We start from the raw sequence: 25,447 nt of genomic DNA, 5'->3' as shown, positions 1-25,447 counted from the left end.
CGTAATCATGCAAAAAATCTGGGATTTCCTGACCACCCGCACCAGCCTGGCCGTCATCGGCTGGGTGGCCTTCGTCGCGCTGCTGTTCGTGGCCGCGCGGCTGCTGCAATGGCCTGCCTCGCTGCCGTGGATCGTGCTCGGCATCGCGCTCGCCGTCGGCGCCGCCATCTGGCTGTTCCGCCGCTGGCGCCATGCCCGCAAGGCCAAACAGATCGGCGACATGCTCGAGCAGCAAGCCGACAAGCCTGTCCCGGACGCCACCCAGCGCCAGGAAACGGAAGTGATCCGCAAGCGCCTGCTGGACGCCATCGCGACGATCAAGGGCTCCAAGCTGGGCCAGTTGTCCGGCAGCGCCGCGCTGTACGAACTGCCGTGGTACATGATCATCGGGAACCCGGCGGCCGGCAAGAGCACCGCGATCGCCAGCTCGGGCCTGCAGTTCCCCTTCGCCGACAGCAAGGTCGTGCAGGGCGTGGGCGGCACGCGCAACTGCGACTGGTTCTTCACGACCGAAGGCATCCTGCTCGACACGGCCGGGCGCTACTCCGTCGTCGACCAGGACCGCGCCGAGTGGTTCGGCTTCCTCGACCTGCTCAAGAAGCACCGCCGCAAGGCGCCGATCAACGGTGTGATCATCGCCGTCAGCATCGCGGAGCTCACGCGCAACCGCCCCGAGTTCGCGATCAACCTGGCCAAGAACCTGCGCCAGCGCGTGCAGGAACTGACGGAGCGCCTGGAGGTGCACGCGCCCGTCTACGTCGTCTTCACGAAGGCCGACCTGATCGACGGCTTCAACGAATTCTTCCAGGACAGCGAGCGCGCCGAGCGCGAAAAAGTGTGGGGCGCCACCCTGCCCTACGACCAGAACGTGACGAGCGAACGCCTGCTCGACCAGTTCGACGCCCGCTTCGACGAGTTGTACGACGGCCTCAAGGAACTGAGCCTCGCCAACATGGCGCTGCAGCGGCGCGAGAGCATGCCGTCCGGCGTGTTCACGTTCCCGCTCGAATTCGCGTCGATCAAGCCCGCGCTGCACGCGTTCGTCGCCACGCTGTTCGAGGACAACCCGTTCCAGTTCAAGCCCGTGTTCCGCGGCTTCTACTTCACGAGCGCGCTGCAGGAAGGCGAGACGGTGTCGACGTCGTCGGCCCGCGTCGCACAGCGCTTCGACCTGCGCCTCGCACCGCCGTCGCACGAAGACCAGCACCAGCAGCAGGGTTACTTCCTGTTGAACCTGTTCCGCAAGGTGATCTTCGCCGACAAGGACCTCGTGGCGCAGTACGCCAGCCCCGCCAAGACGCGCCTGCGCTATGCCGCGTTCTTCGCCGCGACGGCCATCGTCGGCCTCGCGCTCGGGGGCTGGAGCTGGTCGTACATGAACAACCGCCAGCTCGTCGCCAACGTCCAGGCCGACCTGGACCAGGCGATCCGCGTGCAGGGCAAGAGCCTCGACCTGCAGTCGCGCTTCCAGGCGCTGGAGATCCTGCAGGACCGCATCGAACAGCTCGACCGCTATGCCGAACACCGCCCGCTGAGCCTCAGCCTCGGCCTGTACCAGGGCAACCTGCTGAACCGGAAACTGAAGGAAGAGTACTTCGCCGGCGTGCGCGAACTGATGCTCAAGCCCGTCGGGCAATCGCTGGAATCGTACCTCGCCGACGTGAACGGCAATGCGGGCCAGCTGCAGCCGCTGAACAAGCCGGCGGGCACCGCCCCGGCGGCCGACGCGCCGCAGCAGTTCAAGGATGCGTCGCCCGCGGACACCGAAGACGCGTACAACGCGCTGAAGACGTACCTGATGCTGGGCGATAAATCGCGCGCCGAGAGCGCCCACCTGAACGACCAGTTGACGCGCTTCTGGCGCAACTGGCTGGAATCGAACCGCGGCGCGATGCCGCGCGAGCACATGATCCGCAGCGCCGAGCGCATGATCTCGTTCTACCTCGCGCAGGTGAACGACCCGTCGTGGCCCGTCATCGACACGCGTCTCGCGCTCGTCGACCAGACTCGCGACAGCCTGCGCAAGGTCGTGCGCGGCATGCCGGCGAGGGAACGCGTGTACGCCGACGTGAAGGCGCGCGCCGCGACGCGCTACCCGTCGATCACCGTGGCGCGCATCGTCGGCGACCAGGACAAGGACCTCGTCCTCGGCAGCTACGCCATCTCCGGCGCCTTCACGCGCCAGGCCTGGGAAGGTTTCGTGCAGCAGGCGTTCCGCGACGCCGCCAACCGGGAGCTGCAGAGCGCCGACTGGGTGCTGAAGACCGCCGCGCGCGACGACCTCACGCTGGAAGGCAGCCCGGAACAGATCCAGAAATCGCTCGTCGACCTGTACAAGACGGAGTACGCGCGCGAATGGCAGAAGTTCATGCAGGGCGTGACGGTGAAGGACCTGGAAGGCTTCGACGGCGCCGCCGCCGCGATGAACCGCCTGGGCGATCCGCAGAATTCGCCGATCAACAAGCTCGTGTCGACCGTGTACGAACAAACGTCGTGGGACAACCCGACGCTGGCCGGCGCCACCTTGCAGCGCGCGCAGAGCGGCCTGACGGGCTGGTTCCGCGAAACGATCCTGCGCCAGAAGCCGGCCATCGTGAACGTCAGCCTGCCGGCGCAAGGCACGCAAGCCGCGTCCACCCCGGCGCTGGGCCCCGTCGGCCGCGAATTCGCCGGCGTCGCCCGCCTCGTGATCGCGCGCGACAAGGATGCCTCGCTGATGCGCGGCTACGTCGACAACCTGTCGAAGCTGCGCGCCCGCTTCAACCAGATCAAGAACCAGGGCGACCCCGGCCCCGGCGCCAAGCAGCTGATGCAGCAGACGCTGGACGGCAGCGGCTCCGAGTTGGCCGACGCGCTGAAATACGTGGACGAGCAGATGCTGGTGGGGATGACGGACGTCCAGCGCCAGGCGCTGCGCCCCGTGCTCGTGCGCCCGCTGATGCAGACGTTCGCCGTGATCGTGCAGCCGGCGGAAGCGGAGATCAACAAGGTGTGGGCGGCGCAGGTCGTCCAGCCGTTCAACCGCGACCTGGCGACGAAGTATCCGTTCTCGACGGAGTCCAAGGCCGAGGCGAGCAATGCGGAGATCGGCCAGGTCTTCGGCCCGGATGGCGCCATCGCGAAATTCTTCAACACGACGGTGGGTCCGCTGGTCGTGCGCCGCGGCGATTCGCTCAGCCCGCGCACGTGGGCGGACATGGGCGTGAACCTGGCGCCGAACGTCGTCGCGAGCTTCCCGGGCTGGGTCGCGCCGCTGGCGGCCGGCGGCGTCGCCAATGCCGCGGCGAGCAGCGGCGGCGAGGCGCAGACGCGCTTCGACCTGCAGGCGCTGGGTACGCAGGGCGCCACCGAATTCACGCTGGAGATCGACGGCCAGTCGCTGCGCTGGCGCGGCCAGCCGCAACCGTGGGTGCACATGGTGTGGCCGAATCCGCAGGGCGTGCCGGGCGCGAAGATCACGGCGCTCACGCCGGAAGGCCGCAACGTCGTCGTGCTGGACGAGCCGGGCCACTTCGGCCTCAAGAAGATGATCGACGCGGCCCAGCGCAAGCGCAAGCCCGACGGCGCGTTCGAGCTGTCGTGGCAGGCCGGCGGCGTCACGGTGACGGCGAACCTGAAGGTCTTGCCGGCCGCGCCCGCGCCCGCACCGGCACCGGTGCAGGCGTCCACGTCGGGCCAGGGCTTCAAGCGCCTGCGCCTGCCGGAAACGATCACGGCGGCGCGCACCGCCCCGGTGCAGACGGCGCTGGCGGGAGGTGCGCAATGAGCCGCCTCACGACCCCCGTCAGCGTCGGCTATTTCGGCAAGCTGCCCAGCCGCGGCGACTTCGTGCGCGGCAGCGCCAGCCCGGCCCTCCTCAAGGTGCTGGACGACTGGCTGTCGGAAGCGATGGATCTGATGAGCACCAACGCGCGCTGGAAGCTCGCGTACGACGCCGCCGCGCCGCTGCACTTCGCGTTCGTCGGTCCGCGCCGGCGCCACGCGATCGGCGGCCACATCGTCGCCAGCAGCGACGAATCGAGCCGGCGCTATCCGTTCCTGATGGCCGGCGCGATGGAAATCGCGGAACCCGCCGCGTTCCTGCCCACGACGCCGCTCGTGTTCACGCGCCTGTGGAGCCGCCTCGAGACGCTGACGGCGGGCGTGCGCAACGCGGGCGATCCGGCCGCGCCGCTGGCCGCCGCCAGCAGCCAGCCGATCGACCTGGACCTGCGCGCGGCCGCGTACGACCCCGCGTTCGACGACTTCCTCGACGTGCAGACGATCGCCGCGCTGGACGCGCTGCTGGCGGACGCCGGATTCGCCGTCTCCACCCGCCAGGTGCTGCTGGCGCTGGGCATGCTGCTGCAGCCCGTGCTGGCCAGCGGGTCCGGGCGCCTGGAAAAAAGCCTCGTGCTGCCGCTGCCGGAAGACCCGATCCACCGCAACCTCGTGGCCGCGTTCTGGATGCACGTGATCGCGCCCTTCCTCGCGCGCGCCGACTTCGAGCTGGCGCTGTTCGTCACGCGGCTGGACGGCCGGCCGGCGCTCGTCGTCGGCTTTTCCGGCGCGTCGGCGCAGACGCTGCGCACCCTCATCGACCCGCAGGCGGGCCTCGACCACCTCATCGGCTTCGCCGACCTCGAATGGGTCGAGGACCAGGTCGACGGCGACTACGCCGTGCGCAAGCTCTCCGCCTGGCTGGCGCAGGGCAGCCTGTCCCTCAAGTCCGCGCTCGATTCCGTCGCCGCGGCATTCATCGGAACCTGATATGCGAATCTTCACCCAGCGCGCCCTCCTCGCGCTCTTCGTCACGTGCCACGCCGGCATCGCCGCCGCGCAGAACACCGCGCCCGCCCCCGCCGCCGCCCAACCGGGCCAGGTCACGGCCAGCGGCACCGTGCCGGACGAGGCGACCAAGGCCGCCGTGCTCGCGAAGCTGCGCGAGGTCTACGGCGCCGACCGCGTCGTCGACCAGATCGCCATCGGGCCCGTCGCCATGCCCGCGAACTGGAACGGCTACGTGCAGAAACTGATCACGCCGGACCTGCGCCAGATCAGCCGCGGCCAGCTCAGGATCGACGGCAGCAACGTCAGCCTGCGCGGCGAAGTCGCGAACGAGGCGCTGCGCCAGCGCATCGCGAGCAACGTCGCCACCAACCTGAACCCGACCTACACCGTCAACAACGGCCTGCGCGTCTCGGCCGCCGAGCAGGCCCTGCTCGACAACACGCTGGCCAACCGCACCGTGGAATTCGAGAGCGGCAAGGCGACCCTGACGCCGACCGGCCGCGCGATCCTCGACGAGATGGTCGCGGCGATGCAGAAGCTCAAGGGCCGCCGCATCGAGATCATCGGCCACACGGACAGCGCCGGCCTGCGCGCCAGCAACGTGAGCCTGAGCCAGGCGCGCGCCGCCACGGTGATGGCCTACCTGGCCGCGCACGGCATCGCGGAAGAGAACCTGTCCGCCAGCGGCCAGGGCCCGGACCGCCCCATCGCCAGCAACGACACCGCCGACGGGCGCGCGCGCAACCGCCGCATCGAATTCCGCCTCGCGCAATGATTTTCCATTGAAAGACACCATGTTCACCGCCGCTGCCCTGCTCGCCCCGATCTCCGACGCCGCCCCGTGCGGCGCCGACCTCGCCTTCTCCCCCGAACTGGACGCCATCGCCCGCGCACGCCAGTTCGACGACCCGTCGCTCGCGCAGGGCGAATGGGTCACGGACCTGAAGGAGGCCGACTGGGGCTTCGTCGTCGACCGCTGCGCGCGCCTGCTGGCCGAACAGACGAAGGACCTGCGCCTCGCCGTCTGGCTCACGGAAGCGGCGGCCAAGCGCCACCACCTGCGCGGCCTGGGCGAAGGCTTCCGCGTGCTGGCCGGCCTGAGCGAGCGTTATTGGGACCTGGGCCTGTATCCGGAGGCGGACGGCGGCGACCAGGAACAGCGCATCGGCAACCTCGCGTGGATCCTGTCGCGCACGCGCGCCCTCGTGCGCGAGATGCCGCTGACGGAAGGCCGCGGCACCGCGTATTCCACCGTCGATTTCGAAGCCGCCCGCCGCCGCGCCGCGGCCGGCGGCGACGCCGACACGCCGCCGCGCCTGGCGGACATGGAAGCGGCAAAACGCGGCAACTCAAGCGCCTTCGTCGAGGGCATGCGCGCGGACGCGGAACACTGCCTGGACGCGCTCGCGCAACTGGAACGCGCGGCCGACGCCCGCCTGGGCCAGGACAGCCCCGGTTTTTCGCAGGCGCGCGAAGCCGTGCAGGCGCTGCTGCACACGCTGCCGGCGCCCGTGGCCGCGCCGCAGGCCGCCGTTCCCGCGGAAGCACCCGCGGAACCGTCCGCCAGGGCGCAAGCCGTCGTGGCGGCGCCGCAGCCGCAGGCCGTGGCCGCCGGCGCGATCCGCTCGCGCGCGGACGCGATCGCGCAACTGCGCCTGATCGCGAAGTTCTTCCGCGAGACGGAACCGCACAGCCCCGTGTCGTACTTCGTCGAGAAGGCCGCGGCCGCGGGCGAGCAGGACCTGCACACGTGGCTGCGTTCCGTGGTCAAGGACCAGGGGGCGCTGGCCCATCTCGAGGAAATGCTGGGGGTGCCGCCGGCGGGGTAAACTCTCCGCACCATGGACCTCAAACGATTGAAAACCTTCGTCCGCGTGGCCCGCACGCTGAACCTCAGCGAGGCCGCGCGGCAAATCCACCGCACGCAATCGAGCGTGACGGAGCAGATCCAGGCGCTGGAGGCCGACCTCGGCGTGGCGCTGTTCGACCGCTCGAACCGCAGGCTCGCGTTGACGGCGGCGGGCACGTGCCTGCTCGATTACGCGGACCGGCTGATCGGCCTGGCGGACGAGGCGCGCGACGCAGTGCTGGCCGCGGCCGGCAGCGCGTGCCGGACGCTGGCGGTGGGCGGCATCGAGACCCTCGCCGCCGCGTTCCTGCCGGACGTGGTGGCGCGCATGGCGGCCGCCCATCCGGACATCGCCGTCCGCGTGACCGTGGCCCAGACGTCGGCACTGCATGCGCAGGTGAAGGACGGCACGCTGGACGCCGCCCTCTTCTTCGGTACGCTTCCCCAGGACGACGACCTCGCGTGCAGCGTGATCGCCCAGGCGGGCCTCGTGCTGATCGTGCCGCCCGGCCATCGGCTGGCGGCGCGCGCGAGCGCCGGCCACGACGACGTCGCACACGAACGCTTCCTCGTGACGGCGTCGGGCTGCGCCTATCGCCGGATGTTCGAGGCGGCGTTCCGGTCGCGCGTGGATGGAGAACCCGTCATCGCCGGGGAGTCCGACAGCGTGGCGGCGATCGTCCGCATGGTCGAACGGGGCCTGGGCTGCGCCATCGTGCCGCGCATGGTGCCGGCACTCGCAGAGGCGCCCGTCGCGATCGTGCCCTGGCATGGCGAAGGCGCGACGGTGCCCGTTTCACTCGCCTGGCGCGCGCGCGCGTCGTCCGCGCTGATCGCGTTACACGAGGCGGTGGCCGCCGTCGAGATGCAGCACTGAACCGGTGGCGTAGCCGTTGCGCATCAGGAAGCGGATGCCGTCGGCGATGTCGTCGGGCCGGCCGATGCGGCCGGCGGGCAGCTTTTGCGCCATGGCGTCCAGCCGGGCCGACGCCTCGGCGCCCGCGACGTGCTGCCAGATCGGCGTATCGACCCAGCCCGGCGACACGACGTTGACCCGGATCGGAGCCAGCTCGACGGCCAGCGCGTACGCGAGGGACGCGAGGGCGCCGTTGACGCCGGCGACGACGGACCCGCGCGGTGCCGGGCGGTAGGCCGCGATGCCGGACGTGAACGTAATGGAGCCGTGCGCAGCGAGCCGGGACGCGCCATGCTTCGCCAACAGCAGCGGCCCGAAAAACTTCGAATCGAAGACGTTGCGCGCCGCGGCCAGTTCCAGGTCGGGCAGCAGTTCATACGCGCCTTCGATGTCCGCGGCGGTGGACACGATGTGGTCCAGGTGGCCGCATTCACCGAACAGGCGGACGATGTCGTCCTCCCGCGTGATGTCGGCGGCGACGGTGCGGACGTCGCCCACGTCGGCCAGCGCGGCCCGCGCCCGATCCAGCCGGTCGGGCGAGCGCCCCGCGATGACGACGGCGTTGCCGTCCACGAGCAGCGACCGCGCGAGACTCAGCCCCATCCCCGAGCTTCCGCCGACGACCAATACCTTTTCCTTGTTCATTTCCCCTCCCGTGACATCGATGGCGGGATTGTCGGCGCACCGTCCCGGAAAGGGAAACGGGAAAAAGCGATCGGCGCCATCGGAAACGCCGATGACCGTCACTCGGCGCCGGACGTGGACTCGCGCACGACCAGCGTGTACGGCATCAGCTGGTGCCGCCGGTCATAGGCGTGGCCCGAGCGCTGCGCGCGGACGTGTTCGATCAGCAGCGCGACGGCGCTGCGCGCCATATCCGTGATCGGCTGGTGGATGGTCGTCAGTTCCGGCCACACGGTCGTCGCGACGGGCGTGTCGTCGAAGCCGCAGACCGTGAGATCGTCCGGCACCTGCAGGTGCATCCCGTGCGCCACGGCGATGACGGCGGCCGCCATGTCGTCGTTGCTGGCGAAGATCGCGGTCGGCCGCGTCGCTTGCCCCAGCAGCTCGCGTGCCGCCAGCAGGCCCGAACGGTAGGTGAACATGCCCTGCGCGACCCGCTCGGCGGGCACGTCGAGGCCCGCGCCGCGCATCGCGTCGATGAACGCCTGGTAGCGCAACTGGGTCGGCGTGTGCTCGGGGTCGCCCTTGATGAAGCCGATGTCCGTGTGGCCCAGCGCGAGCAGGTGCCGCATCATCGTCAGCGCCCCTTCGTAGTCGTCGATGCGCACCGCGGACATCTGCGGCGACGGCCGCGCCGTGGCCACGGCGACGGACGGGATACCCAGTTCCGCCAGCATCTTGAGGGCGGAATTCGAATCGCACAGCGGCGGCGGCACGAGGATGCCGTCGGCGCCGTCATCGATCAATCGGTCGATCGCCTTGCGCTGGCTTTTCAGGTTGTCGCAGTGCTCCAGGATCAGGTGCGCGCCGCTCTGGCCGCACTCCGTGAGCGCGCCCACGAGGAACGCGCTGAGGAAGGCTTCGCTGGGATTGCTGTACAACAGGCCGACGCGCAGCGTGCCGATACGCGCGGCGCGCGCCGCCACGTTGACCTCGTAATTGAGTTCGCCGATCGCCCGCATGACCTTTTCCCGGTTCTTGACGCTGACGCTCGTGTTGCCGTTGATGACGCGCGAGACCGTCATCGCGGAGACGCCGGCCTTCCGCGCCACGTCCCATACCGTCGCGCCGCCCGCTTCACGGTGCGCCGTCTTCACTTGGCCTCCGTCGCGCCGGGCCCATCGCAGGGCAGCTTGTCCATCTCCGCCAGCGTCCACCGGTCGCGCCAGCGCACGACCGGCTTGCCGCCTTCCCATTCGATGGGCAACCACACGTAGCGCCCGTCGATGGCATTCTCCTTGCGCCACACGTCGAGCATCAGGATATGCCGCGTGCAGCCGTTGCGCCTGAGCGTCAGCGCGTAGGTCGACTGGCCGCCGAACGTGATCTTCTGCTGCTCGGGGGTGCCGCGCACCGGGTTGCCGAGCGCCGTCCACGGACCTAGCGGGTTGTCCGCGACGTACGACTTCGCCGCGTTCGGCGCCCAGCGCGTCAGGCCCGACGTCACGAGGTAGTATTTGCCGCCGTGCCTGAAGATGGCCGGCGCCTCGTCGTCGCCGTTCGGCTTGACCCGTGCATACTCTCCGGCCGAACGCAGGTAGTCGTCCGTCAGGCGCGACACGTGCATCGTATGGTTTTCCTCCGACGCGTAGAACTGCCAGGCCTTGCCATCGTCGTCCACGAACAGGGTCATGTCGCGCGCCATCTGCCCGCCCGCGAAGTCGCGCGCGAGGAAGGACGTGGCGGGATCCTTGTCCTCGGGCTTGACGTCGACCGGCCACGCGCCCGCGTCGGGACGGAACGAGCCCTGGTAGACGTACGGTCCCGTCACCTTGTCCGCGACGGCCACGCCCGAGCGCGCCGCGTCGTAGCGCTTGCCCTTCAGCTCCAGGTGGAACCACATCACGAACTTGCCGGTCTTTGGATTGCGGATCACCTTGGGCCGCTCGATGATCGCATCGCGCACGATGTCGCTCGCCGGGTCGTCGGTGACCGCCAACGCGATCCCTTCGTCCTTCCAGTCGGTCAGGTTGCGCGAGCTGTACACGTGCACGCCGACCTGCGCGCGGTTGCCGGCCGTGCCGGCGACCTTGTGCTCACCGAACCAGTAATACATGCCGTCGTGCTGCAGGACGCCGCCGCCGTGTGCATTGATGTGCATGCCCTTGTCGTCGGGCCAGATTGCGCCGGGGCGGAACACACCGTCCGCCTGCGCATGGGCCGCGATGAACAGTACCGCCGCTGCCAGGAATGTTCTCATTGACGTCTCCTTGATTATTCCACCACCAGCCTGTCGCCCACGTACGCGCGGAAGCCGCGGATGCGTCCCTCGGTGCCGTCCGGCCCCTGGCGCGGCACATAGCGCAGCCCGGCCACGTCCATCTGCCGTCCCAGGTCGATCACGAGGCGGTGCGGGTACGCGGCCTTGCCGGCCGTGATCCAGTAGTCGCTGTTCTGGCCATTGATCGCGTTCAGCGCGCCGCCGTCTTCCTTCGTCGCTTCCTCGCTGTCGACCCAGGCGATGGTCCAGTTGGACTGGTCCAGCGTCTTGCCGTCCTTGTCCAGCAGGGCCAGCTCCGCCACGGCCGCATACGGCTTGCCGTCGAACGCGTCGAGACCCTCCAGGCAGAACTGGCGGCCTTTCACCGAAGCGGCAAAGCGCACGTCCTGCGTCTGCGAGCCCGGCGCGAATTCGCCTTCGTGCGCCGGCGTCACGCCGTCCAGCTGCAGCCGGACCGTGCTCGGTGGACGCGGCAGGTCGCGCTCGCGGTGCAGCTGGTCGAGGATCGGCGTCGTGAGACCCACGATCGTCGGCGTGCCCTGCCCGCGCGGTCCCGTCAGATCCAGCACGACGACCTCGTTGCGGCCCTTGCGGATCCACGGTCCCGGCAGGTACATCGTCTGCGTGGGGCCGATGCTCCAGAAGCGCCCCAGGCAGCGGCCGTTGATCCAGACGACGCCCTGGCCCCACGCCGACATGTCGAGGAACGTGTCGCCGGTGCGCGCCGCATCGAAGGCACCGCGGTAGAACGCCGCGCCCTTGCCCCGTCCCGCCTTGAAGGCGAGCGGCGGCAGGACGCCGTCCGCGTCGAAATCGATGGCGCGGATTTCCCAGTTCTCCAGCGGTTGCGCGGCGGCGCCCTTCGCCGTGAACGTCACCGGGCCATGAATGCCCTTGCGGTCATGGATCTCCACGCCGAAATTCACACGCGCGATCGTGTACAGCAGGATCTCGAGCACGGCGGGCTTGCCGCGCGCGGGTACGTCGACCTTGTAGCGGCGGTAGCGCGTGTCGAACGTGCCGAGCTGCTTGCCGTCGAGCGTGACCCACGCCAGGTCGCGCGCACGGGCCACTTCCACGACGCCCGCGGGGCCGGCCGGCAGGGTCACGCGATACGAGACGAGGCCGCGGCTGATGTCGTACTGCTCGATCGGCCGCGGCGACACCGCCTTGATGACCTGCGCCGGCAGTGCGGACTTCACGGGCACGGATTCGGCCAGCGCGAACGGGGAAATCGTCATCGTCGGCATGCGCGGCGGCGGCTCCGGGAGCTTTTCGCCCGGCGCCAGGAACGGCGTCATCGCCGCGCGGTACGCGTCGAACTTCGCGCCGATCCAGCCCGCCTCGCCGATCGGCGCATCGTAGTCATAGCTCGTCGTATCGGGCCGGAACGGACGGTCGCAGCCGCCCCACAGGCCGAACGTCGTGCCGCCGTGCGCCATGTACAGGCTGAACGAACCGTTCGCCTTCAGCATCGCGGCGATGTCCTTCGTCGCCCCTTCCACGCCGCCGCCGTGGTGCGGCGAGCCCCAGGTATCGAACCAGCCGGAGTAGTACTCGCCGCACATGCGCGGGCCCTTCTGCACGGCGTCCAGCGCCTTGAAGCCGGCGGCCGGGTCGCTGCCGAAGTTCGCCACCGTGAACAGTTCGGGGATGTGCGTGCGCGCGACGGCATTCGTCGGATTGCACTGGAACAGCGGGACGTCGAAGCCGGCATCCAGCAGCGCCTGGCGCAGCACGCGCAGGTAACCCACGTCGTCGCCGTAGAAGCCGTATTCGTTCTCGACCTGGACCATCAGGATCGGACCGCCGTGCGTGACCTGCTGCGGGCCGAGCACGCGCCCCACTTCCTTCAGCCAGCGCCGCGCCGGCGCCAGATACGCCTCGTCGCGCGTGCGCAGGAACGCGTCGCCGTCGTGCTTCAGGAGCCACCACGGCAGGCCGCCCATCTCCCACTCCGCACAGGCGTACGGACCGGGACGCAGGATCACCCACAGGCCTTCCCGCTGCGCGAGCCGGCAGAATTCGGCGGCGTCACGCTGGGCGGCCCAGTCGTAGCGGCCCTCTCTCCATTCGTGGTAATTCCAGAACAGATAGGCGCACACGGCGTTCAGGCCCATCGCCTTGATGGTCTTCAGGCGGTGCGCCCAGTACTCGCGCGGCACGCGGGCGAAATGCATCTCGCCGCAGCGGATCTGGATCGGCTTCCCGTCCAGCAGGAAGTCGTGGTCGCCGATCGCGAAGCGGTGCGAGGCCGCCGCGTGCAGGGTGCCCGTACACGGCAAGAGCGCAGCAGATGCAGCCGCGCCCTGCAACAGGCGGCGGCGCTGGAAACTGATGGTCATGTGGTCGGTATCCAAAGAAAAAAACCGGCACGGCCGGCCGCGCAGTGCGGTCGTCCGTGCCGGTGCTTGCCGGGATCAGAACTTGTAGCGCAGGCCGAGGCTGAAGCCGCGGCCGTTGATGAAGTGCTGGGAATCGCGGCCGGTCTCGTAGGTCTGGGCTTCGCCGGAGAAGCGCTGCGGGGCCTGGTTCGTAAGGTTCCTCGCGCTAAAGGACAGCGTCATGTGGTCGTCCACGGCGTAGTTGAGCGAACCGTCCAGAATGCCGTACGCTGGCGTGTAGGTGTTGGCCATGGGGGACGCGCCGAAACCCCAGGGTGTGTTGGACGAACGCCAGGTGTAGACCAGGCGGGCCGACAGCTTGTTGTCCTCATACAGGCCCGAGAGGCTGTAGCTGTTCTTCGAGAGAGCGGCCTGCTGCACGGTGATCACCTGCGGCGCCGTCAGGGTGCCAATGTTGACCGGATTGGCGGAGTCGAGGTAGGTGTACGAACCGGACACGCCAAAGTGATTCAGCCAGCCCGCGCTTGCATCGAAGAACCACTGGCCCGCCACTTCGACGCCCTTGACCCAACCCTTGTCTGCGTTGACTTGCTGCGACACATTCCATTTGCCGGCGTCACAGCCATTGAGCGTGGCGCCCGTATAGGCTGGCGTGAAGGGGACCGACTGGCAGCTGAGCACTGCGTTGAAGAAGCCGTCGATGTTCTTCCTGAACAGGGCGACCGACGTATAGTTCGTGTTGCTGAAGTAGCGCTCGAACGACAGGTCGAAACTGTCAGCCACCTGCGGACGCAGGTTCGGATTGCCCAGCTTGAGCACACCGATGCCTGCGTTGCCCCGATCGATGTTCGGATTGATCAGGCCCGGGTCAGGACGGGTAATCCCGCGGCCATAGCCGAAACGCACCAGGAAATCCTTCATGATGTCATAGCTGACGTTCAGGGTCGGCAGCACGTTGGTGTAGCTGTTCGATTTGGTCTGCGTCGCCAGTGTCGAAGTGGTGGGATCGATGAGATTCGTGTACGCCGTGAGATCGGTACGCACCACACGCACGCCCACGTTACCCTTGATGCGCTCGTCCAGCGCATTGAAGTCGGCGCTCAGCCATCCCGCCGTGGTGCTTTCCTTGTAGCCGCGGCGCTGATCGAAGATCTCCGCCCAGCTGCCTTCCGCTGGAATGCCGGCGTTCGGGAACTGATCGCTTACCTGGTTGCCCAGCAGGAGATCCGGGTTGTAGATCACATACGGGCTCGTGAACCCGGTCTTGCCCTGCATCCAGTCGGTGGGGCCCATCACGGTCTGGCCTGCCTTGCTGCTCACCGGGATCGCATTCGAACGGTCTGCCGCGAGGGGCTTGCCATCGGTGGTGAGGGGGCGGCCGAACCCGAAGTTCTTGTACTGGTCCTCCTGGGAAGCGTAACGCACGCCGAACGCCAGGCGTGAGATGAATCCATCTTCAGGGGTGAAAGCACCGCTCAGGACCGCGGCCTTTCCTTTATCGTTCCAGGACTGATTAGGGGCGTTGTTATACCAATTGAACACGAAATTCGATGGATCGGCCACGCTCGGACCGTTGATGCCGAGTTGCTGCGGTTCGCTATTGGCCCCGCGGGTGACGTCCCAGGCCGTGCCTGCCGCTCCAGCAAACTCGACGCGGCGGTTGTCCTGCTTGCGGGTTGCCTTCAGGTAGGAGAGGTCGGCCTTGAGCGACAGGGCCGGGGTGGGTCGCCAATCGGCGCCGCCCGCGATATTCCAGGTCTTGTAGGGAGAATGCTCGTCGCCGCCCCATGGACGCAGCTGGGTGTTCAGGAAGGTACCCGACAGGAAGCGTTTGGTGCTCAGCACATCATCGCTGCCGCCGTTAAGATTGCGGTTGGCCAGGCCTTCGGTCAAGGCGAACGGCGCCGTCTGCAGGTTGCGCACGTTGCCGCTACCGCCGTTGATGCCCTGGTCGATCCAGATGAAACGATATTTCTGGTGGTACAGGTACTCGGTCGAGTTGGCTTCAGTGTAGAAGCGCAGGGTGTTATTGACAACGTAGTCCGCCGCCAGGTTCAGCCCCTTGCGTTCGCGATGGATCGACTCCTGGAACAGGTTGGTGAACACGCCGGGCGTGGTGATGATGTTGCTGATCTGGTCCGCAGTCAGACCGGTCGGGTCTGGCATGTTCGGGCCCACGTTTCCCTTCACCGGCAGGGTCGTGACCGGCGCCAGGAAGCTGACGTCGGATTTGCCGACATAGCTCGACAGTGGCAGGGCCGGGTTGTTGCTGGTGTTGGCGGCGGCCATGGTGGCATACTCGGCGCTGTCAGCGCGCACAATACGGCGCAGGTCCGGTCCGCGGTTGGCAAGCATGCTGTCCGAACGTCCGGCGGTCCTTTGATAGGCAACGCCCGCCAACACGCCAAAACTCGAACCTCCTCCAAGATTGAAGCGGTTGGCTACGAGGCCGAACAGGTCCGGGTCGAACTTCTTTTCCAGGTCGTTGTAGTTGGCGCCGGCATTGAATTGCGCGGTAAACTTTTTGAAATCGCTCGATTTGCGCGTGCGGATATTGACCAGGCCGCCAATCCCGCCTTCCACGTGTTCGGCTGACGGGTTCTTGTACACGTCCACCCCGGCAATCATCCCGGGAATCGCATCTTCGATGTTGAATTCGCGGCTGCCGGCGGTGAAATACGAGCGGCCGTTGAGCTGGGCGGAGGTCAAGCCGGACAAGCCGCGAATGGTCAGGCCAGAGCCGTTGCCAGCGGGAGAGGCGGCTTCGCCACCGTAGCGGTAGCCCGTCACGCCCGGGACCCGCGTCATCGTCTCGGCGACGTTCGCATCGGGCAGCTTGCCGATGTCTTCGGCGGAGATCGAGTCCACGATTTCCATCGTGTTCTTCTTGGTGGCCACCGACGACTGCGCACTGGCACGGATGCCCGTCACGACGACCGTGTTCGCGTCGACCGGCGCCACCTGTGCCATCGCCTGCGCGGCAAAGGCCTGGGACAGGGCGAGCGCGACGATGGTCATGCGGGGGCTGATATGATATTTCTGTTGCATCTTCTTCTCCTCCAAGTAATCCGTTGGGACTCGTTGTTTTATTGTTTCGTTGGTTTTGCGACATGCCTTGAAGCCGGCTGCCGTTGTAGATATCGATAACAATGCGAGTGGATTATAGGAGTACGCCGAGTTACGAAAGCAACCAATCGGCGTTACGATTTTCACTAATGATGCGAAGAAGAGACGCTAGGTACGGGCGTTATCGCTAACACGGGCCGAGAGACACGAAATTTGGTGCGGCGCATCACGGCACCGATCACCCTCCGTTTGTTATCGATATCGATATCGATATCTCGGCCCGCCCCTCCTCGTTACGCGATCGCGTACGTGAAATCGCCGTTCCCGTCGGCGCCCACCGCGATCCGCTCGATCGCGGCCCCTTCCGCCATGCGCGCCAGCACGGCCTCGGCGATCTGCGGCAGCAAGGTGCCGTTGAGGATGTTGTCGACGTTGCGCGCGCCGGAATCGACTTCCGTGCAGCGGGCCAGCACCGCATCCACGAGCGACTCGTCGTACGCGAACGCCGCCTTGTGGTTGGCGGCCACGCGCCGGCCGATGCGTCCGAGCTTGAGTTCGATGATGTCCGCCAGCACGTCGTCCGAGATCGGATAGAACGGCACGACTTTCAGGCGGCCCAGGAACGCCGGCTTGAACTGCTTGACGAGCGCCGGGCGGATCAGGGCTTCCAGTTCCTCGGCCGACGGCACGTCCTGCGGATCCTTGTTCAGGCAGGCCTGCATCAGGGTGCTCGACGCGACGTTCGACGTGAGGATGATGAGCGTGTTGCGGAAATCGACTTCACGGCCTTCCGCATCGTCCAGCACACCCTTGTCGAACACCTGGAAGAACAGCTCCAGCACGTCCGGGTGGGCCTTTTCCACTTCGTCGAGCAGCACGACGCTGTACGGGTTGCGGCGCACGGCCTCCGTCAGCACGCCGCCCTCGCCATAGCCCACGTAGCCCGGCGGCGAGCCCTTCAGGCCCGAGACGCTGTGCGCTTCCTGGTATTCGCTCATGTTGATGGTGACGAGCTTGCGTTCGCCGCCGTACAGCACATCGGCCAGCGCCAGCGCCGTCTCCGTCTTGCCGACGCCGGACGGGCCCACGAACAGGAATACGCCCTGCGGCTTGTTCGGATCGTCGAGGTTCGCGCGCGCCGTGCGTACGCGCTGCGCGACCGCGTCGATCGCGTGCGACTGGCCCAGTACGCGCTGCTCCAGCAGGTCCTGCAGATTCAGCACCGTGCGGATCTCGTCCTTGACCATCTTGCCCAGCGGGATACCGGTCCAGCCGGCGACGATGCCGGCCACCACGTGGCCATCCACCTGCAGCGGCACGAGCGGCGTCTCGCCCTGCACGGCCTTCAATTCGTCGCGCAGGCCGCGCGCGTCGGCAGCTTCGCCTGCGCGCATGTCGCCTACGCGCATGTCGCCTACGCGCATGTCGCCTACGCGCATGTCGCCTACGCGCATGTCACGGATGCGGCCCACAAGATCGCGCTCGCGTTCCCAGCGCGCACGCAACGTGGCCAGTTCGTCTTCGGCGGCACCGCGCGCCGCGGACAACTCGCCCAGCCGCGTGTGGTGCGCGCCCTCGCCCGCCGCCTGCTCGCGCTCCAGCGCCGCGCGTTCGGCATCGAGGCGCTCCAGCCGGCGCGTGAGGTCTTCGATGCGGGCCGGCGCCGCGTCGCGGCCCAGCGCCACTTTCGCGCACGCCGTGTCCAGCACGCCGATGGCCTTGTCCGGCAGCTGGCGGCCGCTGATGTAGCGGTGCGACAGGCGCACGGCTTCCGTGATGGCCTCGTCGTGGATGCGGACATTGAAATGCTTCTCCATCAGCGGTGCCATCCCGCGCAGCATCGCGCACGCCAGTTCCTCGCTCGGCTCCTCGACCTTCACGACCTGGAACCGGCGCGCCAGCGCGGGATCCTTCTCGAAATATTTCTTGTACTCGCTCCACGTGGTGGCCGCGATGGTGCGCAGTTCGCCCCGTGCCAGCGCGGGCTTCAGCAAATTCGCCGCATCGTTCTGGCCCGCCTGGCCGCCCGCGCCGATCATCGTGTGCGCCTCGTCGATGAACAGGATGATCGGGTGCGGGCTCTTTTTTACTTCGTCGATGGTGTTCTTCAGGCGGTTCTCGAACTCGCCTTTCACGCTGGCGCCGGCCTGCAGCAGGCCCAGGTCCAGCACGTGGATTTCCACGCCGCGCAACACCTCCGGCACGTCGCCCGTCGCGACGCGCAGCGCGAGACCTTCCACCACGGCCGTCTTGCCGACGCCCGCCTCGCCCGTCAGGATCGGGTTGTTCTGGCGGCGGCGCATGAGGATGTCGACGAGCTGGCGGATTTCCGCGTCGCGGCCGATCACCGGGTCGACCTTGCCGTCGCGCGCGCGCTGCGTGAGGTTCGTCGTGAACTGGTCCAGCGCGGGCGTCTTCGACGGTCCCTGGCGCTGCAGCTCGCCCACCGGGTCGCCGCCCGCGCCCTGCACGGGCGCCGCGGCGACGGCCGGTGCTTCGTCGGAGCCGGCCGTCACGTCGTCGAAATGGTGTTTTATCCGGTCCAGGTCGAATTGCGCGAACTGCGGCGACACGCGGTGCGCCAGTTGCGACAGCTCGGGAGAACTCAGGAGCGCCTGCAGCAGGTGGCCGCTGCGGATGCCGGCCTGCTGGCCCGCGCGCAGGTCGAGCGATGCGATGAGCCACGCGTGTTCGAACAGCTTCGGCAGCCGCTCCGAGAACACGGGCGTGCGCGTGTTGCCGCTCCTGAAGCCGGCCACTTCCGCCTGCAGGTCCGCCTCCAGCCGCTCGATCGACACGCCGCACCGCCGCGCGATGACGGCCACGTCGCAGGCCGGCTGTTCCAGCAGCGCGAGGAGCAGGTGCTCGATGTCGACCTCGTACTGTCCCAGCGACACGCACAGGCCCGCCGCCCGCGTGGCGGCCGCGCGGCAGGTGTCGTCCAGTTTGCCGATCAGGGTTTTCAGGTTGATGCTCATCGCGTGTCCTCTTTCAGTTGGCATGTCTTAGTTTGCGTGAATCTCATAGCGCACGTCGGCTCGGTCTTGTATTTGGAGGCCGTCGACGAGGAAGCCGTCCCAGCCAAGACGTGCGCCGGCCGTCCGCGTGCCGGCCAGCGTGCTGCCCCGCACGTCGGTCGCGCGCAGCACGAGCTGCACCTCGTATTCGAGCGACAGCCCCGTGAACATGGTCACCATGTTGCCCAGCGCGCGCGCCGCGCGGCCGCCCGGCAGGAAGGCTTCGTAGGACGGCAGGTCCAGCGGGCCGATGACGAGGCGCAGGCGCAGGTCGCGCTGCCACACGCGCGTGCCGGCCATGGCGCCGCCGCCCAGCGTGGCGTTGCCGAGGCCCAGCGCCGTCTGCTGCGTGGCCGGCACGTCGTACCAGCGGCCGATGAACTGCTCGGCGCGCACGTTTTGTCCGAAATATTCGGACAGTACGCGCGCGATCTGAGAGCTGGACGCGGGCCGCTGGCGCATCGCGGTGGCGAAGTACGCGACGGTTTCATCCAGCACGCCGTCGCCATGGTCGGACAGGCGCCGCCGCAGCGCCGTGTGGCCCATGCCCGCCAGCGACAACAGCAGCGGCAGGAAGCCGTCCTTGCGGCCGCCATATTTCAGCTCCAGCCGGTACTTGCGCCACGCCTCGTAGAACAGGGCCAGCGTGCGGGTCGAGAACGTGTCGAGGAAGGCGCGCGGGCCGTCGTCCCGTTCGGCGATCTGCTGCGCGGCCACCCGCTCCGTGTAATGGGCGGGCAAGGCGCCGCTCGAACCCAGCAGGCCCATGAACGTGGGCGTCAGGCGCACGTACTTCAGCTCCTGCGACTGCAAAGCGGCGGCCAGCGCGGCGCTGTTCGGCGCGACCGTGCGCGGTTCCGCGTGCAGCGCCTCGATCTCGCTGGCCGGGAAGGCGAGCGAGGTCGAATTGGCAAACCGCAGGAAGTTCGCCAATGCGCCCTCTTCCGCCATGCCGCGCTTGCGCAGCCACAGCTCGATCATGCGCACGGCCTGGAAATACTGGAAGCGGTACGGCTGCGCGAACAGCCGCTCGATTACAGCAGGCTCAAATCGCCGCTTCGGGGCGTGCATCGCAGCAGCTCTCCTCCGGTCTTGTTGGAAATGATCACGAGTTGCGTGAAGCTGTTGGCGTGCACGTACAGGCCGAGGAAGCGTTCGACGATGTGGGCGAACGCATCGACGCCGCTGCCGACGAACGCTTCCTCGTCGATCGTCAGCCGCACCTCGATGCCGCGCACCATGCAGGCGAACGGATTCCCCGGCAGCCATGCCGTCGCGGGCCGGTGCTCGACGGCGAGGATGCCGCCGATCTGGCGCTGCGTCGACGGTGAGCGCGGCAGGTCGTACAGGGTGAGCATCTCGCGGAACGCGGCGATGCCGCCGCCCGACAGCGACAGGTGATTCAGCGACAGGTGCGAGATCAGGCGCCAGTGCGCGCCGCGTCCGCGCTCGAAGCGGTACGACGGCGTGGGCTTGCGCAGGAAGCTGATCGACTGCACCGTCGATCCGCCCTCGATGAACAGGTCGCCGCCGCGCACGCCGTACGACAGCAGCGCGGGCAAGTCGCGGTTGGTGCACGTGAGCTCGATGCTCAGGGTGTCCGTCTCCACCTCGGCCGGGTCGAAATCGATGTCGACGAGGGAGATCTGGGTTTCGTAGCCGGGGCTGCGTTCGGCCAGCAGCGGGTCGCGCCGCATGATCCAGTAATGGCCGCTCTTGTCGGGCATCTGGCCGTGGCGCAGCGAATAGAACGGCCGGAATTCCACGATGGATTCGCCCTGCGGCGTCTGGCGCACGAGGCGCACGCTGTCGATCGATTGCACCTCGAACGCGAAGGCGCGGCGCGCGTCCGCCAGCACCGGATAGCTGGCCGTCGTGTGCGTCAGGCGGATCGGTTCCCCGCGCTGGCGGAACAGGTTCACCACCGGCGTGCAGCCCAGCAGCAGGTTCGTGGCGGACAGGGTGCCGAGCATGCGCGCCGCGTTCGAATCGGCGCGCAGGCCGCTCAAGGCCAGGTGCAAGGTGATGGTGCGCGTCCCCGCCGGCAGCGCGGCCGTCAATGCGGCCAGGTCGATGTCGAAGAAGTTGAACTTCTCGGGAAAGCAGAAATATTCGGTGAGCAGGCGGTACGCCGTGTGCGATCGGGCCGGAAAATCGATCAGCGACTCGTCGTCGCCGAAGCCGGCCGGCTGCAGCGGAATCTTGGCCAGCGGGACCCAGCGCCCGTTGCCGTCGGCCTCCGCGTACGCGCACACGCCGCGCATGAACAGCGCGTCGCGCAGTGCGGCGCAGAACGACGGTTCGCCGTCGATGAACACGCGCAGGCTCGCCAGCTTCAGGCCCGCGATCGGATTCGCGCCCGTGGCGGCCAAGGTGATCGACAGCTTCGACGTCGCCTGCGGCGGCGGGCGCACGGCGTCGGGCGCGTCGAGGATGGCGTCGAAGCGGGCGCGCGCCAGGTCCAGCGGCGCCACCGTCACGGGGTAGGCGGTGCGGAACGTGCACGGCGCGCCGCGCACGGGGCGCGTCGCGAGCTGCGTGCCGCGCGGGATCTCGCCGGCGGCGCCGGGCTGCGCGGCGGCGCCGCCGAAATCCATGCGCGCGATCGAGCAGGACGGGAACGGGCGCAGGTAGTGCGGGTACAGGACGTCGAGCAGCGCTTCGGTGAATTCGGGGTAGTCGTCGTCGAGGCGCTTGGCGATGCGGGAATTCAGCAGCGCGAACGATTCGATCATGCGTTCGATGTGCGGGTCTTCGCACACTTCGCCGCCGATGAGCAGCTTGCCGGCGATCCTGGGGTAGCGCTCGGAGAATTCGCGCGAATGGCGGCGCAGGAAACCGAGCTCCTGCTCGTAATACGGTAATAACTGGTCCAACTCAGGCTCCCGGCGCCGCCGCACGGCGGGCCTTGCTGATGGTGTAATGCTGGCTGGAGGGCTGCAGCACGGCGTCGAAGTTGACCGGCTCGTGCGCCGCGCTCACGACCATCAGCGCGGTGATCGAAAAATTCAGGCGGTTGACGGCATCGTCGCGCAGTTCGAGCCTGGCCTGCACGTTGCGCAGGCGCGGTTCGTGGCGCGCGATCGCCGCTTCCAGGCTGCGGCAGATGAAGGCGCGGTCGTCGGTGCTCGACAGCGACAGGCCCGCGAAATCGTGCAGGCCGTACGCGACGATGGAACGCGCGCATTCGGGAAAGCGCCGGAATGCATCTTCCGGCATCACGGCGCGGGTATTCAGCAGCGCCTCCAGGTCGCGCGCCACCGAATCCTTCATTTCCTCGAGCGAGACGCGCGGCACGGTGCCCGTCTGGGCCTGGCCAGGACGGTCGATCAGGCGATCGAACAGGCCCGGCATGAATCCTTTGGCGGACATCGTGCCGGCGCGCTATCAGGCCGCGATCTTGTTGGCCGACAGGTCCCAGCCGCCCGACGTGTTACCGCCCGTGCCGCCGTTGACCTTCTGCTGGGTGTACTTCCATTTCACCTTGGAGTACTTGATCGACACGTCTTCGGTCAGGATGTTGCCCTGCTCGACGGACGGCGACACGCTGGAGATCAGGACGTTCTCCAGTTCGATCTCGAAGTACTTGACGCGCTCGCCCTGGCCGTCGGCGCGCAGGAACTCGAACTTCGCTTTCGGGATGGTCTTGCCCGACGAGCAGGTCTGCAGCAGGATCGGGGTGGCCAGGTCGGCCAGCTTCGAGACGACGATGTCCTTGTGCTCGGTGCGCTCGGCGGTGTGGCCGCCGCCGGTCGACGCGGTGGCCGATTTCGGTTGCAGGACTTCCCACTGGACGCTCTTGACTTCGATCCAGTCCTTGTGTGCGGTGTCGGCGGACTCGCCTTTGATGCCGTCGATTTGCAGGTAGACGTCGATTGCCATGTTGTGTTTTTCCTTTCAGTTCAGTTGATACGGGGGGACTACAAAGTTGATCAGGTGGCCGATGCCGGCAGTTCCGCGACGAGGCGCAGCGACACGGACAGTTCGTCGAGCTGGAAGTGCGGACGCAGGAACGAGACGGCACGGTAGACACCCGGACGGCCCGGCACTTCCTGCACCTGCACGCTCGCTTCGCGCAGCGGGAACTGCGCCTTCTGCTCCTGGCTCGCGTTGTCGTCCAGCAGGACGTACTGCGTGAGCCAGCGGTTCAGGAAGTCCTCGACGTTAGCCGCGGCGGCGAAGCTGCCGATCTTGTCGCGCATCATGGCCTTCATGTAGTGGGCGATGCGCGAGACGGCGAAGATGTATTGCAGCTGGGCCGACAGCACGGCGTTCGCGTTGGCGGCGTCGCTCGCGTACTTGCGCGCCTTCTGCGCCGACTGCGCGCCGAAGAAGGCCGCGTAGTCCGTGTTCTTGCAGTGCACGAGCGAGATGAAGCCGAGGTCCGACAGCTCTTTTTCGCGGCGGTCGGTGATGGCGATCTCGGTCGGGCATTTCAGAGCGATCTCGCCTTCGTCCGTCTTGAACGTGTGCGTCGGCAGGTTTTCCACGAGGCCGCCGCCTTCCACGCCGCGGATCGCCGCGCACCAGCCGTAGTCCTCGAACGCGCCCGTCAGCTTGGTGCCGAACGCGTAGGCCGCGTTGCACCACAGGTATTTGTGGTGGTCGGTGCCGTCCACGTCCTCGACGTAGTTGAAGCCTTCGGTGGTGGCGCCGTCGGCCGGGTTGTACGGCAGGCGGCCGAGGAAGCGCGGCAAGGTGAGACCCACGTAGCGCGCGTCTTCCGATTCGCGGAACGCCTTCCACTTCGCGTATTCGACGGTGTCGAAGATCTTCGACAGGTCACGCGGCTTGCCGAGGTCGGAATAGCTTTCGAGGCCGAACAGCTCGGGCGACGCGGCCGAGATGAACGGCGCGTGCGCGGCGGCCGCCACGTGCGACATCTGCTCGATGAAGTACATGTCTTCCGGCTGGCGCGTGATCTCGAAGTCGCCCAGCAGCGCCCCGAACGGCGCGCCGCCGAAGGTGCCGAATTCTTCTTCGTAGACCTTGCGGAACATGGTGCTCTGGTCGAACTCGATGGCGCTCTGGAAGTCCTTCACCAGCTCGCGCTTGGTCGCGTTGAGCATCTTGACCTTCAGGTTCGGACCCGTCGCCGTGTTGGTGACGAGGTAGTTCAGGCCCGTCCAGCTGGACTCCAGCTTCTGGAATTCCGGCGCGTGCATCACGGCCGACAGCTGCGCGGAGATCAGGCGGTCCAGCTCCGCCACGCGGGCGTCGATGGTGGCGGCCAGGTTGTCGGACACGACGACCGTGCCGTCCATGACCTGGTTGACCAGTTCCGCGATCAGGTCGCGGGCGCGCGCATGCTCGGCGCTGGATTTCGCCACCTTGCTCTGCTCGACGATCTGGTCGAGCAGGTCGGCCTCGGGTGCGAGGGAAGTGTCGGCCGCGAGGGCCGCGTTCTGGAGTGCGGACATGATCACTCTTTCGTCGTCGGCTGGCCCAGCTTGGCCAGGGTTTCGGTGCTGTTCAACACGTCGTTGAGCAGGTCTTCGAGCTTGTCGTTGCCGGCCAGCTTGTTGCGCAGGTCGGCCAGCTTCGTGCGGGCCTCGAGCAGCTTCTTCAGCGGCTCGACCTGGTTCACGACCGACTCGGGACGGAAGTCGTCCATCGAGCGGAACGTGAGGTCGACGGCGAACTGGCCGCCCTCGCCCGTGAGTTCGTTGTTCACGCGGTAGGTGGCGCGGGGTTCGACGCCCTTCATGACTTCGTCGAAGTTGTCGCGGTCGATGCCGACGAAGCTGCGCTCCTTCAGGCGCTTTTGCGGGACTTCGGAGTTGCCGCCGAAATCGCCGACGACGCCGACGACCAGCGGCAGCTCCTTGTTCTCGATCGCATCGCCGATCTCGACGTCGTACGTCATTTGCACGCGCGGCGGGCGGATTTTCTGCAGTTTTTTCTGCACGCTGGAATTTCTGGACATGGGATTCCCCTGTGGTTGTTTCGGACGTTATTTCAGTGCGCCGAACGGATCGGCACCGGACGCGCCGGCGGCGACGGCCTGTTTCGCCTTCGACCTGGCGCGGCCCTTCGCGACGGCTTTTGCCGGCGGCGTGGCCGGCACCGGCGCCGGCACGAGGATCTGCTCGCCCAGGCTCTCGCGCAGCAGCTTGGCCAGGTCCTGCGACTCGGTCTTGATCGAGCCGGACAGGTTGTTCTGGCGGCTCAGGTCGGCCAGGGCACGCGTCGACAGGCGCAGGCCGCTGATGGCGATGATGCTGTTGGCCAGGCGGTCGTTCGGATCGCGCACCAGCACTTCCTGGGCACTGACGATCGCTTCGCCGTACTGGCCGGCGTCGTAGCGGGTCTGGGCGATGCTGGACCACGGCGCCTTGTCGGCCGGGTAGGCGGCGGCCGCTTCCTTCCACAGCGTGACCGCGTCTTCCTTGCGGCCGGCGGTGCTGGCCTCGGTGGCCTTGGCGAGCAGCTCGTCCATCGTGGGCGCGGGCGGCTTCTCGGCCAGCTCCGGCTTCGTCGTCGCGCAAGCGGAAAGAAGGATGGCGCAGGCGGCGGCGCCAACGAAACGGCTCAAGCGGCCAACGGGAAATGCAGGGGTCATGCGGGTCCTCGCAAAGG

Annotated in this window: 18 protein-coding genes; 5 read left to right on the top strand and 13 right to left on the bottom strand. The window is 67.7% G+C overall.

Features of this window, described 5'->3' with window-relative positions; genetic code table 11:
* Window positions 1–7 precede the first annotated feature (7 nt).
* Genes tssM through ASD28_RS07330 form a run of 5 tightly spaced genes read left to right on the top strand, consistent with a single transcriptional unit; the run spans window position 8 to window position 7,496 of the window.
* Window positions 8–3,766 (top strand): type VI secretion system membrane subunit TssM, encoded by a 3,759-nt coding sequence (gene tssM / locus ASD28_RS07350; protein WP_082577240.1) that lies wholly within the window; start codon window positions 8–10, stop codon window positions 3,764–3,766.
* A complete protein-coding gene (tagF, locus tag ASD28_RS07345) occupies window positions 3,763–4,749 on the top strand; it encodes a type VI secretion system-associated protein TagF (RefSeq protein ID WP_056125873.1) in 987 nt (328 codons plus the stop codon). Before tssM ends, tagF begins: the two co-directional genes overlap by 4 nt.
* Before the next feature lies 1 nt (window position 4,750).
* Window positions 4,751–5,545 carry an OmpA family protein gene (locus ASD28_RS07340; RefSeq protein WP_056125871.1) on the top strand — a complete coding sequence of 265 codons (795 nt, stop codon included), beginning with the start codon at window positions 4,751–4,753 and terminating at the stop codon, window positions 5,543–5,545.
* A 19-nt stretch (window positions 5,546–5,564) separates the two neighbouring features.
* On the top strand, window positions 5,565–6,599 hold the full coding sequence (gene tssA, locus ASD28_RS07335) for a type VI secretion system protein TssA (protein WP_056125869.1): 1,035 nt from the start codon (window positions 5,565–5,567) through the stop codon (window positions 6,597–6,599).
* 27 nt (window positions 6,600–6,626) lie between these two features.
* On the top strand, window positions 6,627–7,496 hold the full coding sequence (locus ASD28_RS07330) for a LysR family transcriptional regulator (RefSeq protein WP_056125867.1): 870 nt from the start codon (window positions 6,627–6,629) through the stop codon (window positions 7,494–7,496).
* Here ASD28_RS07330 and ASD28_RS07325 read toward each other — a convergent pair.
* The 13 genes from ASD28_RS07325 to ASD28_RS07265 all read right to left on the bottom strand — a co-directional run bounded on the left by ASD28_RS07325 (window position 7,458) and on the right by ASD28_RS07265 (window position 25,430).
* A complete protein-coding gene (locus ASD28_RS07325; RefSeq protein WP_056125866.1) occupies window positions 7,458–8,180 on the bottom strand; it encodes an SDR family oxidoreductase in 723 nt (240 codons plus the stop codon). The two genes, ASD28_RS07330 and ASD28_RS07325, sit on opposite strands and share 39 nt — an antisense overlap.
* Before the next feature lie 98 nt (window positions 8,181–8,278).
* Window positions 8,279–9,316: a LacI family DNA-binding transcriptional regulator gene (locus ASD28_RS07320; protein WP_056125864.1), complete on the bottom strand. Its 1,038-nt coding sequence runs from the start codon at window positions 9,314–9,316 to the stop codon at window positions 8,279–8,281.
* Window positions 9,313–10,419 carry a glycoside hydrolase family 43 protein gene (locus ASD28_RS07315; RefSeq protein WP_056125862.1) on the bottom strand — a complete coding sequence of 369 codons (1,107 nt, stop codon included), beginning with the start codon at window positions 10,417–10,419 and terminating at the stop codon, window positions 9,313–9,315. Before ASD28_RS07315 ends, ASD28_RS07320 begins: the two co-directional genes overlap by 4 nt.
* A gap of 14 nt (window positions 10,420–10,433) precedes the next feature.
* Window positions 10,434–12,785 carry a beta-galactosidase gene (locus tag ASD28_RS07310; protein WP_056125860.1) on the bottom strand — a complete coding sequence of 784 codons (2,352 nt, stop codon included), beginning with the start codon at window positions 12,783–12,785 and terminating at the stop codon, window positions 10,434–10,436.
* A gap of 75 nt (window positions 12,786–12,860) precedes the next feature.
* A complete protein-coding gene (locus ASD28_RS07305) occupies window positions 12,861–15,833 on the bottom strand; it encodes a TonB-dependent receptor (protein WP_156650891.1) in 2,973 nt (990 codons plus the stop codon).
* 311 nt (window positions 15,834–16,144) lie between these two features.
* Window positions 16,145–18,829 (bottom strand): type VI secretion system ATPase TssH, encoded by a 2,685-nt coding sequence (gene tssH / locus ASD28_RS07300; RefSeq protein ID WP_056125856.1) that lies wholly within the window; start codon window positions 18,827–18,829, stop codon window positions 16,145–16,147.
* Between the two features lie 27 nt (window positions 18,830–18,856).
* On the bottom strand, window positions 18,857–19,939 hold the full coding sequence (tssG, locus tag ASD28_RS07295) for a type VI secretion system baseplate subunit TssG (RefSeq protein ID WP_056125854.1): 1,083 nt from the start codon (window positions 19,937–19,939) through the stop codon (window positions 18,857–18,859).
* Entirely contained in the window at window positions 19,903–21,744 is a 1,842-nt protein-coding gene (gene tssF, locus ASD28_RS07290; protein WP_056125851.1) for a type VI secretion system baseplate subunit TssF, read from the bottom strand. The genes tssG and tssF overlap by 37 nt, the downstream gene beginning before the upstream one ends.
* Before the next feature lies 1 nt (window position 21,745).
* Window positions 21,746–22,240, bottom strand: a complete 495-nt coding sequence (gene tssE, locus ASD28_RS07285) for a type VI secretion system baseplate subunit TssE (protein WP_056125849.1) — start codon at window positions 22,238–22,240, stop codon at window positions 21,746–21,748.
* A gap of 15 nt (window positions 22,241–22,255) precedes the next feature.
* Entirely contained in the window at window positions 22,256–22,750 is a 495-nt protein-coding gene (locus ASD28_RS07280) for a type VI secretion system tube protein Hcp (RefSeq protein WP_056125847.1), read from the bottom strand.
* Between the two features lie 50 nt (window positions 22,751–22,800).
* On the bottom strand, window positions 22,801–24,288 hold the full coding sequence (gene tssC, locus ASD28_RS07275) for a type VI secretion system contractile sheath large subunit (RefSeq protein WP_056125845.1): 1,488 nt from the start codon (window positions 24,286–24,288) through the stop codon (window positions 22,801–22,803).
* 2 nt (window positions 24,289–24,290) lie between these two features.
* On the bottom strand, window positions 24,291–24,794 hold the full coding sequence (tssB, locus tag ASD28_RS07270; RefSeq protein WP_056125843.1) for a type VI secretion system contractile sheath small subunit: 504 nt from the start codon (window positions 24,792–24,794) through the stop codon (window positions 24,291–24,293).
* 27 nt (window positions 24,795–24,821) lie between these two features.
* The gene (locus ASD28_RS07265) at window positions 24,822–25,430 is read right to left on the bottom strand and encodes a hypothetical protein (RefSeq protein ID WP_056125840.1); all 609 of its coding nucleotides are present in this window, start codon (window positions 25,428–25,430) and stop codon (window positions 24,822–24,824) included.
* Between the last annotated feature and the right edge of the window lie 17 nt (window positions 25,431–25,447).

It is taken from the genome of Massilia sp. Root133 (assembly GCF_001426525.1).
Taxonomy (GTDB): Bacteria; Pseudomonadota; Gammaproteobacteria; order Burkholderiales; family Burkholderiaceae_D; genus Telluria; species Telluria orientalis.
Note: the sequence above shows the minus strand (reverse complement) of the source record. Positions and strands in the feature narration are given on the sequence as shown.

Bases quoted from the DNA above. Each gene is read 5' to 3' on its own strand.
- tssM (WP_082577240.1), top strand. From the start codon at position 8: ATGCAAAAAATCTGGGATTTCCTGACCACCCGCACCAGCCTGGCCGTC.
- tagF (WP_056125873.1), top strand. From the start codon at position 3,763: ATGAGCCGCCTCACGACCCCCGTCAGCGTCGGCTATTTCGGCAAGCTG.
- ASD28_RS07340 (WP_056125871.1), top strand. From the start codon at position 4,751: ATGCGAATCTTCACCCAGCGCGCCCTCCTCGCGCTCTTCGTCACGTGC.
- tssA (WP_056125869.1), top strand. From the start codon at position 5,565: ATGTTCACCGCCGCTGCCCTGCTCGCCCCGATCTCCGACGCCGCCCCG.
- ASD28_RS07325 (WP_056125866.1), bottom strand. From the start codon at position 8,180: ATGAACAAGGAAAAGGTATTGGTCGTCGGCGGAAGCTCGGGGATGGGG.
- ASD28_RS07315 (WP_056125862.1), bottom strand. From the start codon at position 10,419: ATGAGAACATTCCTGGCAGCGGCGGTACTGTTCATCGCGGCCCATGCG.
- ASD28_RS07310 (WP_056125860.1), bottom strand. From the start codon at position 12,785: ATGACCATCAGTTTCCAGCGCCGCCGCCTGTTGCAGGGCGCGGCTGCA.
- ASD28_RS07305 (WP_156650891.1), bottom strand. From the start codon at position 15,833: ATGCAACAGAAATATCATATCAGCCCCCGCATGACCATCGTCGCGCTC.
- tssH (WP_056125856.1), bottom strand. From the start codon at position 18,829: ATGAGCATCAACCTGAAAACCCTGATCGGCAAACTGGACGACACCTGC.
- tssG (WP_056125854.1), bottom strand. From the start codon at position 19,939: ATGCACGCCCCGAAGCGGCGATTTGAGCCTGCTGTAATCGAGCGGCTG.
- tssE (WP_056125849.1), bottom strand. From the start codon at position 22,240: ATGTCCGCCAAAGGATTCATGCCGGGCCTGTTCGATCGCCTGATCGAC.
- ASD28_RS07280 (WP_056125847.1), bottom strand. From the start codon at position 22,750: ATGGCAATCGACGTCTACCTGCAAATCGACGGCATCAAAGGCGAGTCC.
- tssC (WP_056125845.1), bottom strand. From the start codon at position 24,288: ATGTCCGCACTCCAGAACGCGGCCCTCGCGGCCGACACTTCCCTCGCA.
- tssB (WP_056125843.1), bottom strand. From the start codon at position 24,794: ATGTCCAGAAATTCCAGCGTGCAGAAAAAACTGCAGAAAATCCGCCCG.
- ASD28_RS07265 (WP_056125840.1), bottom strand. From the start codon at position 25,430: ATGACCCCTGCATTTCCCGTTGGCCGCTTGAGCCGTTTCGTTGGCGCC.